Annotated in this window: 12 protein-coding genes; 6 read left to right on the top strand and 6 right to left on the bottom strand. The window is 36.9% G+C overall.

All coding sequences use genetic code 11. The annotated features are described in order from the left end of the window. Positions 1 to 4: 4 nt before the first annotated feature. A complete protein-coding gene (locus SJY09_RS14980) occupies positions 5 to 628 on the bottom strand; it encodes an NUDIX hydrolase N-terminal domain-containing protein (RefSeq protein ID WP_396636508.1) in 624 nt (207 codons plus the stop codon). A 173-nt stretch (positions 629 to 801) separates the two neighbouring features. Between SJY09_RS14980 and SJY09_RS14975 the strand changes: the two genes are divergently transcribed. Beyond that, positions 802 to 1,068, top strand: a complete 267-nt coding sequence (locus SJY09_RS14975; RefSeq protein ID WP_396636507.1) for a SemiSWEET transporter — start codon at positions 802 to 804, stop codon at positions 1,066 to 1,068. A 26-nt stretch (positions 1,069 to 1,094) separates the two neighbouring features. On the opposite strand, the gene SJY09_RS14970 is transcribed toward SJY09_RS14975, so the two are convergent. Beyond that, a complete protein-coding gene (locus SJY09_RS14970) occupies positions 1,095 to 1,568 on the bottom strand; it encodes an ankyrin repeat domain-containing protein (protein ID WP_396636506.1) in 474 nt (157 codons plus the stop codon). A 165-nt stretch (positions 1,569 to 1,733) separates the two neighbouring features. Here SJY09_RS14970 and katG point away from each other — a divergent pair, with 165 nt between their 5' ends. The 4 genes from katG to SJY09_RS14950 all read left to right on the top strand — a co-directional run bounded on the left by katG (position 1,734) and on the right by SJY09_RS14950 (position 7,344). Next, the gene (gene katG, locus SJY09_RS14965; protein ID WP_396636505.1) at positions 1,734 to 3,980 is read left to right on the top strand and encodes a catalase/peroxidase HPI; all 2,247 of its coding nucleotides are present in this window, start codon (positions 1,734 to 1,736) and stop codon (positions 3,978 to 3,980) included. 168 nt (positions 3,981 to 4,148) lie between these two features. Beyond that, the gene (locus SJY09_RS14960) at positions 4,149 to 6,344 is read left to right on the top strand and encodes a PAS domain S-box protein (protein ID WP_396636504.1); all 2,196 of its coding nucleotides are present in this window, start codon (positions 4,149 to 4,151) and stop codon (positions 6,342 to 6,344) included. Between the two features lie 10 nt (positions 6,345 to 6,354). Next, positions 6,355 to 6,762 (top strand): response regulator, encoded by a 408-nt coding sequence (locus SJY09_RS14955; RefSeq protein ID WP_396636503.1) that lies wholly within the window; start codon positions 6,355 to 6,357, stop codon positions 6,760 to 6,762. Between the two features lie 174 nt (positions 6,763 to 6,936). Beyond that, complete coding sequence (locus SJY09_RS14950) at positions 6,937 to 7,344, top strand: response regulator (RefSeq protein WP_396636502.1); 408 nt, start codon at positions 6,937 to 6,939, stop codon at positions 7,342 to 7,344. On the opposite strand, the gene SJY09_RS14945 is transcribed toward SJY09_RS14950, so the two are convergent. Together SJY09_RS14945 and SJY09_RS14940 are read right to left on the bottom strand one after the other, a co-directional pair. After that, the gene (locus SJY09_RS14945) at positions 7,345 to 8,739 is read right to left on the bottom strand and encodes a DUF5689 domain-containing protein (RefSeq protein WP_396636501.1); all 1,395 of its coding nucleotides are present in this window, start codon (positions 8,737 to 8,739) and stop codon (positions 7,345 to 7,347) included. Between the two features lie 7 nt (positions 8,740 to 8,746). Further along, entirely contained in the window at positions 8,747 to 11,488 is a 2,742-nt protein-coding gene (locus tag SJY09_RS14940; protein WP_396636500.1) for a TonB-dependent receptor, read from the bottom strand. 110 nt (positions 11,489 to 11,598) lie between these two features. Here SJY09_RS14940 and SJY09_RS14935 point away from each other — a divergent pair, with 110 nt between their 5' ends. Further along, positions 11,599 to 12,639 carry an endonuclease/exonuclease/phosphatase family protein gene (locus SJY09_RS14935; RefSeq protein ID WP_396636499.1) on the top strand — a complete coding sequence of 347 codons (1,041 nt, stop codon included), beginning with the start codon at positions 11,599 to 11,601 and terminating at the stop codon, positions 12,637 to 12,639. A gap of 81 nt (positions 12,640 to 12,720) precedes the next feature. Here SJY09_RS14935 and SJY09_RS14930 read toward each other — a convergent pair whose 3' ends face one another. Together SJY09_RS14930 and SJY09_RS14925 are read right to left on the bottom strand one after the other, a co-directional pair. After that, on the bottom strand, positions 12,721 to 13,317 hold the full coding sequence (locus SJY09_RS14930) for a DUF1080 domain-containing protein (protein WP_396636498.1): 597 nt from the start codon (positions 13,315 to 13,317) through the stop codon (positions 12,721 to 12,723). An 11-nt stretch (positions 13,318 to 13,328) separates the two neighbouring features. Then, positions 13,329 to 13,766 (bottom strand): hypothetical protein, encoded by a 438-nt coding sequence (locus SJY09_RS14925; RefSeq protein ID WP_396636497.1) that lies wholly within the window; start codon positions 13,764 to 13,766, stop codon positions 13,329 to 13,331. Between the last annotated feature and the right edge of the window lie 82 nt (positions 13,767 to 13,848).

The raw sequence follows: 13,848 nt of genomic DNA, 5'->3' as shown, positions 1-13,848 counted from the left end.
ATTATTAATCTATATGAACGGATTGATTATCCGAATTGGCCAACTGAAACAAGTGTTTTAATTGACTCTCTAAAATTCTAGGTTCAGAAAGTTGAGGCAAATCGTTCAACGAAAAGAAATCGGCTCCCTTCATATCAAACCCATGTTGCAAATTTCCACCTGTAATCGTACATAGAAACATCAGTTTATAAATATAAAAAGGTTCTGGCGGATGGTTATGGCAACGTTTATCATAAATAGCAAGAAGTCTCACCACTTCGGCATCCAAGCCGGTTTCTTCCCTTATTTCTTTAATGACGGCCTCTGTCGGAGTGTCACCTATATCCGCCCATCCTCCTGGTATTGTCCACTTTTCATCTATACTTTCCTTGGCCATAAGTATTTGATTCTTATCATTTAAAACAAAACCCCTAACATCTACCTTTACGGTTGGATAGTCTTTTTCTCTTAGAAAAAAATCATTCAATAACTTAACGGGCTGGCTAGTTATTGCACCCATTAACTGAAGACTAATTTTACGAAGCTCTTCGTACCTTTCTCTTGCGTAATCATCCTCTACATAAACCAAACCTGTCTCTGCCAACGATTTTAAACGCTTTATCAGCGTAAGTTGTTCTTCTACTTTCATAGGTTTAAATTTACATCTTTCAATTTGGTCAAATAATGGTATATCATGTTTAAAATTATCTTTTTTAATAATTTTTTAAAAAATTAAGGGTAATACAGCATATTAATAGGAAAACAATGATGTTGCACCAGTATAGTTTTGAAAGCAACTTTGCACTTTTAAATTATACTTTTATGGATATCATATCTATTATTGGAAATTTAGCTGCTGTTTTAACCACTGCTAGTTTTTTACCCCAAGCCTTGAAAACTATAAAAACAAAAGATACTGGAGGCTTGTCCTTACCTATGTATGTACTTTTTGTACTTGGTGTAGGACTTTGGCTGCTATATGGCATGCTGAATAATCAGATGCCCATAATCATCGGGAATTTAATAACTCTTATACTTGCAGGTACCATATTATGGTTTATGGTAAAAAGTGCTTTCTTTAGAAAGTAGCCATTGGTTACCTTCTGCAACATGTTTTAAGGCTCTAAAAGATCTATTAGCTCCGGTGCTCCTTGTAACTTTGCATGATCCAAAGCTGTATTTCCTCGTTGATCCTTAACAGAGGAGTCCGCTTTATTAGCTATTAATAATTTAGCTATTTCCAATCTGTTGAAGGTAGCGGCGTAGATAAGAGCCGTACTGCCCATAGCATTCCTTTCATTCACATTTGCTCCTTTATCAACGAGTTTTTTGGCGATACCGTTGAATCCTTTAAAACAAACACCCATTAATGCCGTGTTACCAGATGCATCCTTATCATCTAAAGCAGTTCCATGTTCCAATAGCAGATCTACGATTTCTTCTTGATTGTAATACGTAGCCAAGATCAAGGGAGAAGATCCCCTTTGGTCTCTTGTATTCAATAAATCGGGAGACTCCATAAGTAGCTCTTTTACCTTCGAAAAATTACCATCTCTAATAGCACCGAAAAATGATTCTGTAATATTCATAAACCGAAGTTATTAAAAAAGAATAGTCCAAACCTTTTAAATATATCTAAAACACCTTTTACCTCATAGATAAAATCAATCATCCATTATAATAATAAAGATTATATCTATTTAAATTGCGTAAGGTTTTAATAACTTTACGACATCAATAAAAAACACAGAACAATGGACAATAAAGACAACAATCCTCATGGCAATGCATGGGATATTAATGATTCTAGCAAATGCCCTTATTTAGGAGGTAGCCTAAAACAGACAGCCGGCGGTGGAACTACGAACCAAGACTGGTGGCCCAATCAGTTGCGCCTTAACGTACTGCGTCAAAATTCATCACTGACCAATCCTATGGATGATGATTTTGATTATGCTACAGCGTTTAAATCGTTGGATTTGGCGGCGGTTAAAAAAGATATTGTAGAAGCACTTACTACATCTCAAGATTGGTGGCCTGCCGATTATGGTCATTATGGTCCTTTTATGATCCGTATGGCATGGCATAGTGCCGGAACTTACCGTATAGGAGATGGTCGTGGAGGCTCTAGTTCTGGTTCTCAGCGATTTGCTCCATTGAACAGCTGGCCAGATAATGGCAACTTAGATAAAGCAAGGTTGCTTTTGTGGCCTATAAAAAAGAAATACGGTAAAAAACTTTCTTGGGCGGATTTAATGATACTAACAGGAAACTGTGCCTTGGAATCTATGGGATTCAAAACCTTTGGTTTTGGTGGTGGTCGTGAAGACATATGGCAACCAGAAGAAGATATTTACTGGGGCTCAGAAACAGAATGGATGGGTAATGAAGAGCGTTTCTCGGATGGCGAATATGTTCTAGAAGCAAATTTAGGTGCCTCCCACATGGGACTCATCTATGTTAATCCTGAAGGTCCTAATGGAGAATCAAATCCTTTGGGAACCGCAAAACTGATGAAAGAAACTTTTGGCCGCATGGCCATGAACGATGAAGAAACAGTCGCCCTAGCAGCCGGCGGACATACTTTTGGAAAAGCGCACGGCGCAGCTAATCCAGACGAATATGTTGGTCCAGAACCAGCGGGAGCAACGATGGCAGAGCAGAGCATGGGCTGGAAAAACAGTTATAAAACCGGGGTCCTTGATGATACTATAACCAGTGGTATTGAAGGAGCATGGACACCAAATCCAACAAAATGGGACCATGATTATTTCGAAGTACTGTTAGGTTATGATTGGGAACTAACTAAAAGTCCGGCAGGAGCAAACCAATGGAGACCCACTGCGGCCTCTGCGGCAAAAAAAGCACCCAGAGCAGGAGATGCATCGCTTACTCAAGACTTGATGATGACCGATGCGGATATGGCTCTAAAAATGGATCCTGATTATCTTGAAATTTCTAAGCGCTTTCATAAAGACCCTGCAGCATTCGAAGATGCATTCGCGCGCGCTTGGTTTAAACTGACCCATAGAGACATGGGACCTGTTTCACGTTATCTCGGACCAGAAGTACCTCAGGAAGAGTTATTATGGCAAGACCCTATTCCTGCGGTCGACCACGAATTAATCAGTGATACTGACGCTACAGAATTGAAGAAAAGACTTTTAGCTTCCGGATTATCCATATCTCAATTAGTAAGCACAGCATGGGCTTCTGCCTCTACTTATCGTGATTCTGATAAAAGAGGTGGCGCAAACGGAGCACGTCTACGTTTGGAACCACAAAAGAATTGGGAAGTAAACAACCCGGCCGAGCTCTCCAAAATCATTGGAACCTTAGAAGGAATTCAAAAAGAATTCAATGAGGCTCAAACAGGAAATAAAAAGATTTCCTTAGCGGATTTAATAGTTCTAGGAGGAGCTGCAGGTATAGAAGAAGCTGCAAGAAATGCAGGTCATGAGGTAGCGGTTCCTTTTACACCTGGTCGTATGGATGCCACTCAGGAGCAAACGGATGCCTATTCTTTTGAAGCCTTAGAACCTGCGGCAGATGGCTTTAGAAATTATAAGAATACAGATTACAAGGCTTCTGCCGAAGCTTTGTTAGTTGACCGCGCACAGTTAATGAAACTTACTGCTCCAGAGATGACCGTCTTAATGGGCGGCATGCGTGTGTTGGATACCAATTTTGATAAATCCAGACATGGTGTTCTTACAGACCGTAGAGAAGTTCTAACCAATGACTTCTTTGTAAATCTTTTGGACTTAAGTGTGAAGTGGGAAGACACTTCTGATAACGAGACGCTTTTTGCTGGCCGCGATAGAATATCCGGGAATATAAAATGGACCGGTACCCGTGCCGATCTTATTTTTGGATCCAATACCGAATTGCGAGCGTATGCAGAAGTTTATGGTTCATCGGATTCTGAACAGAAGTTTGTAAAAGACTTTATTAAAGTTTGGACAAAGGTTATGAACCTAGATCGTTTTGATTTGGCTTAATATTTCATAAGACAACATAATTTGTTAAAAGTGGCTCTGTCGGAGCCACTTTTTTTATTTCCAGTAAGTAAAACCATAACTAATTGATAATTAGTTAATTTCTTACAAATTAATTATATTTTCCTACGCATAAATAAAACTGTATCTTTAAACAAAAATGCACTTGAATTGGAAACCCTATCCATAAACTTTTTAATTAAGGATTCACCCACGGCGGTTGCCATTCTTGACAAAGATCTAAGATTCATAAGCTATTCGGATGAATGGGTAAATCAATTTTGTCTAACTAATGCAATAATTAAAAGCAAAAAATTTACTGATGTCCTTTTAAACACTCCAATACCCTTACTGAAGGATTTAGAGCATAGCCTTACAGGTGAGAAAAATATAAATCCCGGGGCGAAATATATACTTGACGATGGAGGTATTCAATGGTTGAAGTGGAGAATAAAACCTTGGAAAAACCACGATGATAAAATTGGGGGAGTTATTATTGTATTGGAAGACATTACTGCGGAACAACGAGAAAAAGCACTTTTATTAAAGGCTGAGGTTGTTGCTAGAATAGGGGGATGGGAAGTAGATTTATTAAAAAACACCTTGTACTGGAGCAGTATGACAAAAACTATACACGAGGTTTCTCCCGATTATGTCCCTAATTTAGAGGAAGGTATTAATTTTTATAAGGAAGGGGAATCCAGAGAGAAAATCACGAGATTGGTTAATCTAGCCATCACAGAAGGTAAACCATGGGATACCGAACTTATTATCGTTACCACGAAAGGCAATGAATTATGGGTGCGCGCAAAAGGAGAAACGGAAATGATTAACGGAAAATGTGCGCGCATATTTGGCACGTTCCAAGACATTGATGAAAAAAAGAAAACAGAACTTAAATACAAAGAAGTCACCGAGCGCTTAAAAGTAGCCACAGATACGGCAAATATAGGCATTTGGGAATATGACCTAATTAATAATACACTTGTATGGGATGCCAACATGTATAAATTATATGGTGTAAAAGAAACAAATTTTACTGGCGTCTATGATGCCTGGGAAACAGTTGTTCATCCAGATGACAAAGAACGGGGTAGAGCGGAAATTGCCCAAGCTGTTGCCGGCGAAAAAGAATTTGACACCGAATTCCGAGTGAACCGACCTAACGGTGCCATTAGAAATATTCGTGCTATAGCAAGTACAGAGCGAAATGCTAATGGCAAAGCTGTTAAAATGATAGGTGCCAATTGGGATATCACGGAACTTAAAAGAACAAGATTAAAATTAGAACGTAGTCAGGAATCCTTTAACCATACTTTTGAAAACTTAGTGGCAGGTATGGCTTTGGTTGGTTTAGATGGCAAATGGATTTCTGTAAACAAAGGGCTTTGCGATAGTTTTGGCTACACACAAGAAGAATTCTTAAATATTACTTGGCAGGAAATTACACATCCCGAAGATTTGGATAGTGATCTGGAATTGTTGCAACAAGTATTAGATGGAAATATAACGACCTACCAATTTGAGAAAAGATTTTATCACAAAGACGGACACATTTTATACACCTTACTTACTGTTACGGCTGCGAATGACGAAGATGGCCAATTAAGCCACCTTATTTCACAAGTATTAAATATTACTTCGAGAATAGAAGCGGAAAAAAGGCTTAAAACTTTAGTTGATGTTACTAAGGGACAGAATGATAGCCTTTTGAATTTTGCTCATATTGTTTCTCATAATTTAAGGTCTCATTCTACCAATTTATCCATGTTGACCAAATTCCTCAAAGATGAAGAAAGTGTAGAGGAAAGAGAAAATCTGAATGTGATGCTAAGTAACGCGACCAATGGTTTATCAGAAACTATACAGCATTTAAACGATGTAGTCCAAGTAAGAACGGGAGCTTTGGAAAAAATGCAAAGTGTAAGTCTCCTCAACGTTGTAAACAATGTAGAAAAAAGTATTGAAGGTTTATTAAAAGAGAAAGATGCTACCACGAACATAAGCATACAGAAATCGCATTTTGTGATGGCGGTACCTGCATATTTAGAAAGTATAATTCTAAATTTGTATACGAATTCATTAAAGTATAGTTCTCCTAAAAGAAAACCAGTTATTTCAGTCAGCTCATCGTCAAAAAACAACTATATTCAAATAGAATTTAAAGATAATGGTCAGGGAATAGATTTGGAAAGACACGGAAGTAAGGTATTTGGAATGTACAAGACCTTTCACGCACACAAGGAAGCTAAAGGTATTGGACTTTTTATAACCAAAAACCAGATAGAGTCAATGGACGGATCTATCTCATTAAAAAGTAAAGTAGATAAGGGAACGACCTTTTTTATAAAATTAAAAAAAAGATAAAAACTAAATTATGGGTAAGATAGAAAGTTGCTGTATCATTGATGATGATCCCATATTCATATATGGTACCAAACGTATAATGAAAGAAACAGAGTTCTGTGAAACTATTATAGTTTACAATAATGGCCAAGAAGCTCTAGATGGTCTTCTGGAAATTTCTCAGTCAGCTACCAAAATTCCTCAAGTCATCTTTTTAGATTTGAATATGCCCATAATGAGCGGATGGGAATTTTTAGATGAGTTCATTAAAATCCCGAATAGTAATCTTGAAAAGACCATAGTATATATCATAAGTTCTTCTGTGGACCCTAGAGATTTGGAAAAGGTGAAAGATTATAAACAACGGGTTAATAATTATATTTTAAAACCTATTACTCCCAATGATTTGGAAAGTGTTTTAGGTGCATTAACAATGTAATCTCTCGAAGTACGCATAATTTTGTTTAAATATTGTTTTGTAATCTGCCTAAAAGATGACAATAGGTTAAACATAATTAAATAGTTTCACTATATCGATTTCGTTTTCACTTTTTATTATGTACCTTGGTTATTATACCCCCAAATTGAAAATTGAACAGCATATAATATTTCAATGAGTAAGTTTAAAAGTTGTTGTATCGTTGATGATGATGAGTTCTTTGCGTTCCAGACCAAAAAACTGATGAAAGAACAGGGTTTCTGTGAAAACGTACTTGTCTTTTCAGATGGCCAAGATGCAATCGATGGCTTAGTAGGTTTACTAATTGAAAATATTTCCCTCCCAGAAGTCATTTTGTTAGATTTAAATATGCCCCGAAAGGATGGATGGGAATTTTTAGATGAATTCGTTAAAATTCCCTTATCCCAAAGAGAAAATTGTTCTATCTATATCGCAAGTTCTTTTGTAAGTCAAAAAAATATCGAAAAGACTAAATCTTATGATATGGTAGGAGATTATTTAGTTAAACCTTTAACACAAGAATCCCTGCAACGAATAATCGAATCCAAAACTCCCTGTTAATTAAAATCGTATTCCTGGCGAAAAATCCTCTGGAGCATTTTTTGGATTGTTAGTTGTACCAGCCCCTCCCGTATCATTACTTATTTCCCATTCAGAAATCGTGTAGGTACTATTGCCTTTTACTATGGACAAATTTCGTAGCGCGCGGCCATCCTCAAATTCATGATTCGTGCCAGACCCATCTTCCCCAACGACCCCAAAAACATCTATAACGGTACCAAAAGGATCAACCAATTGTAAATTATCATCTCCATTTGAATCTGCAGGAGAGTTGGTACTAATACCAATCTCAGGAGCAAAGCCGTAAATGGATTCAAATTCTATGGCGTTGGGAGAAATTACCAAAGTACTTTCCGAATCAATTTCTGAACCGGACAAATCCAAGGAGGAGCTTACCGCTGCACTAGCATTTGTATAGCGTAATAAAGTCCAACCTTTTAAGGGTAGTGCTGTATCCCCAGAATTATAAATTTCTACAAATCTGGCTCCTGCATTATTATTAGGGTCCGCCAGTTCAGAAAAGAAAATATTAGAAGATGTAAATTCTGTAATGAGGTCATCACACCGTTCTTCTTCAAAATTAATATCATTTAATTTACGCACTATCAATTGGTATTCATCCCCATCTTGTGTCAATATTCCTGTTATATCACCCCTGCCTTCTGGCAAAAATTTACTTTGAAACTTAGCAAAACCGCTAGTTCTAAGCACAAGTTCTTCATCGATACAATCAACTAATTTCCTGACGGTTTCCTCCCTTTCCTCAGCAAATAGCAACCCTAGTTCATCCTCTGAGAATTCTACATCTTCAAGAGTAATCAAAGTATTTACCAATGACTCCTTTAAATCCAAAATTGTAGTTACAGTAGGTACTATATTTCTACTTTCTCCACAGCGAACCTTCACTTTTTCAAAAACCGAAGCAGAAGGTAGTCTCCCAACAATTTCATTACCAAAAGAGCTAAAAACTCCGCCTAATTTAAAGACCCCTTTAGATTTTCCAAGATATAGGCCCTTAACATTCAGTAAAATTTTATCACCTATATCATAAAACAAATAAGAATTTCGTAAATCTATCTCTAATTGAAAACCATCCGTCGGATTCTCCGCGGCATCTTGAAAATGCAGCACACCAAAAAAATTATTTTCTTGATCTGATGATATGATATATCCCTCTATTATAAAATCTTCCTGGATTTGAATGGTCTTATCCTTATACAGACTCTTTATATCCGCAAAAGTAGCATTGGCCATTAGAACACTCTCACAAGTTGAATCTGGCTCCTCAAAAACCTTGCTTTTTACACAGCCATAAGAGCCTATAAGCAAGGGAACCACCAAAAGGATTTTCACAATGCTTCTAAACAGTTTATCTGTAAAATATAAATTCAACATAAATTTTTCAAAAACTAATTGCCACGTTCAAAAAATAAGTACGACCGTATCCATACCAATATTTAGGTGCGAAAGAGGGCGAACCACTTAAATTATCTTGTCTTAACTGACCAAAATTGCCGTTTCTGCTTTGTTCATAACCTCCGGTTCTAAAAACTTCATCGAACAAATTATTTATACTTGCGAAAACCCCAATGTATTTGCCTTTCTTTAACCAAGATTTACCTCCGACCAAATTCAATAAATAAAAATTATCTAATGGCTTTTGCTCAAGTAAATCACGGACGTTTTCATCGGTAGCGCCCGGAAAATTTTGACCGGTTTCCGGGTTTATATAAAAACTTGCCGTCCTAGTAATCGTTGAGATATTGGCATAATTGTTCGCCAGATAATTGGTGGTCAGACCTACCCACCAGTATTTTGGATCTCTATATTCTAATCCAAGGGCAAAGGCCTGTTGCGGTCCTTGCGCCAACTTATAATCTTTTATAGCGGCAAACCCTAGGTTTTTAGAACCACTAACATCTATAAGCTCCTCGTCTGCAGAGGCCGTGTCAAAATTAATTGTAACCACAGGGTCGCTAGCGTACAGATACTTGCCAATTGAAGCAACTGCGGATAGTTTTACAGAAGCCGATAATTGGTACTCTAGTCCAAGTTCGGTCCCTAGATGTAGTTTATCCAAATCCGTTAAGACTTCTTGAACAAAATCAGAGCCCACGCCAGAGTCCACGAAGAAAAAATTAATGTCCGTTTTATTTTGAAACCTTGTATAAAAGCCCCCAATACGTCCCGTAAGTTTTGGCATTCTTATGAAATAATTTAAGTCAACTGTGCTTGTACGTTCTTGCTGTAGGTTAGGTACTATTTCATTAGATTCTCTCGGGTTTATAAATACATTTTGTAATAGAGGAGCACTGTTTATATATGCACTGTTCAATGAGAGCCAATGCCTTCCCGTAAGTTTATATGTAATTCCTCCTTTTACACTAAAATTAGAGAAGCTAATAGTGTTACTTTTTCCAAAAGAGTTATCCAAAAATCTTTCGTTTTCATAGAATCCATTTCGGTCGTAACTGTTATGTGTATAATTTCCAGAAACAAATGTTTTTAATTTTCCAAAATCTCCACGCAACTGCGCATATGTATTAAATCTATTTACAATAAATTCATAATTATAACCAAATACATCTCCTTCCCCTTTATTTACATCCTCGAGTATATTATTTCTAGTGTCGGAGAAGGTATCGATATCTTCATGAAATGACGCTCCCAACAAATCACCGATTTTTGCATAGTTTTTAGATTTTAAACTTGTATTTGTAATTCCAAAATCTAGTTTTATCTTATCAGTTAGCTTTAGATTACCGTTTATATTACTCGTAAATTGTGTGTCCGCTACGGTATCATCATAGAGCACATAAGCCGCTTTTCCATTTAAGGAAGTATTATCGTTAGCGTCATAGATTCTTTCCCAATTTAGTTGTGGCGCTCGCAAGAAATTATTTCTGGCGATTTCTGCACCTATAAAATTTGCTCCTATAGGACTATTGATATACAAACTGGGCAAATATCGATAGTAGGTAGGGTCAGGATTAGGAGCGTTAAAATAACCTAGCCTACTTCTTGCGTTCGTACCTGTTTGATAAACAAGCCCAGCATTTAAATTAAACTTATTGGATTTATGAAAGTAATTGAACAAAACCATTGGTTCGGAAACCCTTCGTTCCCGTGAATTTCTAATGGTTCCATTTTGGAATCCCCAATAAGGGTTATACTGCTTTCCTGCCAGATCAAATACTTCCTCCGTAATCGCAGAAGAACGTCCTCTTCTGTTTACGGCTGAAAATGCGGTCAACGAGATGCTATTCTTCTTATTAATTTGATACTCTAACGCTCCGTAAAAAGAATACGCATCATACAAGGTTCCATCTATATAACCTTCCTTTGCCCACCTCCTAGATGCACTGAACATATAGGCTAAACCGTTATCTTGTATCCCTGAATTATAAGTGGCCATTAATCTCCCTGTATAGGTCCTATTAGAAGCGGAAGAGGAAATTCTGATACCTGGCCGAAGTCCTGATGGGCGTAAGTCAATATTGGTATTGCCCAAAATACCACCAAAAGTAAAATCAGAAGGATTTAATCCGTTGGAAAATTGCTGATTTCTCACAACGTCGTTCAAACCGCCCCAATTATTCCATTGCGGCCTTCCATCAAAAAGTTTATTCATCCTTATTCCGTTCAGTAGTACCTCACCATGTTGTGCATCATAACCTCTTACTCTAAAAAAAGCCTGTCCAAAATCAAAAGCCGCTCTTGTTAAAAAGACATCCCTTGTTGCCTGCAGCAAACCTAAAGCATTACCGTTAGACTCATCATCTAGAAGTTCGGAATCTGTTATTGTAATTAAATTATCTTTCTTCTCAAAGGTGATGTCCTTATCCAAGTAAATAGTACCTAGGTCAAGGTTGCTACCCTCTAGAAGTATTGGGATACGTTTTGTTGTATAGCTACTATGAGATATGCTTAAGATAAATTCTCCTTCTACTTCAAAAAATACCTTAAAAGAACCTGTTTTAGTCGATTTAGTGGCAATCCGCTCACCTTCAATCATAATCAAAACATCTTGTATCGGAGATTTATCGGTAACGTTGTAAATAGTCCCAATGATTGAAAAATCTTCTTGAGCCAACATTAAATTGTGACACAAAAAAAGTAGTATAAATAGATGAAATCTATGCATACTTTTGGTTAGTGAATGGTGTTAATGGTTTTGCAATATATTTATATAAAAAGAATAATAGTGCGAAAATTCGTTGTTTTTTGTGTTATTTTCGATATAAAATGTAGTCAATGAGACAATTAACATTTTATATAACCTTGTTTATTCTAAATCTTGGGTACTGCCAGTCTTCAAAAAAGTATCAACTAAGAACAATTGCCTTTTATAATCTTGAAAACCTTTTTGATACAAAAAATGATACGTTGATCTTTGATGACGACAGGACTCCGGACGGGAAAGACCAATGGACAACACAGCGTTACGAGCAAAAATTAGAGCACTTATCTAAGGTTATTTCTGAGATTGGAACTCCAATCAATCCTAGTTCTCCAGATATTATTGGCGTCTGCGAAGTAGAGAATAGGCAGGTTCTCTTAGATTTAATTAATCAACCGCGGCTAAGGGGCAACAACTACGGTATAGTACATTATGATTCCCCTGACGAGAGAGGTATAGATGTGGCACTACTTTATAAAAAAGACGTTTTCCTACCTATAAACACGAACAGCCATAGACTTCTATTGTTCAATAATCTTGAAGAAAGAGATTACACAAGAGACCAATTAGTTGTAGAAGGCCTCTTAGATAACGAAAAAATTCATCTTATTGTTAATCATTGGCCGTCTAGAAGCGGCGGAGAGCTCCGTAGCAGACCTTACCGATTGGCAGCAGCAAAATTAAATAAGAGAATTATTGATTCTTTAAGAGGACAAACACCAAATGTAAGAATTATTGGGATGGGCGATTTTAACGATGACCCGGTAGATTTAAGTTTCAAAAAAGTATTAAAAGTTAAAGGAAAAAAGAAAAAACTAGATGCTCTTGATCTTTATGGACCCATGGAGAAAATGTTCAAAAAAGGAATGGGTTCTTTAGCCTATAGAGATAAGTGGAATATTTTTGACCAAATTTATATGACTGCCAATTTTACTAGAACATCTAGTGGTAGTTATAGTTTTTGGAAAGCAGGTATATTCACACCCTCCTATTTAATTGATGCTACGGGAAAATATAAGGGTTATCCACTGCGTACCTATGCAGGAGGTAACTATATTGGTGGGTATAGCGACCATTTCCCTGTTTATATACATCTCATTAAGAAAGCTGACTGAATATTTGGCTTGGAAAAGTTAAGAAATAGCTATTTCATGAGCCTCAATAGGTAATAATGGATTTGTCCAAATTGGAATATTCTATTCTAACTCCGTAAGTTGGATATTACGCCATTTCACTTTTATTCCACCTCCGTCATGAATTTGTAGTGCCACTGATCCTTCGCCTGCACCAATTATTTCATCTGTAAGGGTAATCATTTGAGTTCCGTTCAACCAAGAAGTAATGGTATCACCATCCATTCTTATCTTCATCTTATTCCATTCTCCCATTCTTAAGGCCTTATCCTTTTCAGGATCTGGCTTTATAAGCCAATTTCTACCATAAGATTCATAAACACCTCCTGTTGCATGACCTGGGGGTGCTACTTCTACTTGCCAACCACTAACTTTAGTACCATCTACCGTTGATCTGATGAATACACCGCTATTACCATCTGCCTCTTGTTTAAACTCTAGTTCCAGCACAAAATTTTTATAATGTTCATTGGTAGCAAAATATCCATATTGTTCATCAGGCCCACTTTCACAAACTAAAAGTCCATCTTCTACGTACCATTTCTCTGTCCCATAAACCGTCCACCCTTCTAAATTCTCTCCATTGAACAAAGCCTTTGTTTGTGCACTTAGGCCAGTCACCAAAAAGAGTGCTAGTACAATAAAGCTGCTTTTTTTCATAATCGTTTTATCTAAAACCACTGACTCCAAGGTATTCTACTAAGAATTAGCACTAAGCCAATTCCATAAAAAATAGCGATGCTTTTAAACTTTTTATTACCCTCTACAAACTTTTTGTGCCTAGACCACCCTATAGTTATGGCCACAATTGCCAATATATTAATCGTAGGATGTTCTACTGCTAAAAGTCTGGCTGCGGAAGTTAATCCTCCCATACCAAACTCCTGAATTGCACTAAGACCGTTCGGTGAAACAAAGTATAATATTAGCCCTACTAACAACTGAATATGACAAAGAATAAGGGCAAAAAGACTAAGTCTTAAATCTTTATTCATATTAAAAATTCTTTTCCCTATAAGCCCTGTAATGGCATTAGCTACCGCCAAAAACAGAACTACGAGTGCTACATAGGCCAAGTAGGAATGAAGCATTTGAATGGTTTCGTACATCGTCTAATTATTTTAATCCTAAAAGTACTGAATTTTGGGCATAAAAAAAGACCCTACATTACTGTAAGGTCTCCTTTTATCA

This window comes from Maribacter sp. R77961, assembly GCF_044594925.1.
GTDB lineage: Bacteria > Bacteroidota > Bacteroidia > Flavobacteriales > Flavobacteriaceae > Maribacter.
The sequence above is the reverse complement of the archived record's forward strand: the minus strand, read 5'-3'. Positions and strand labels throughout refer to the sequence as shown.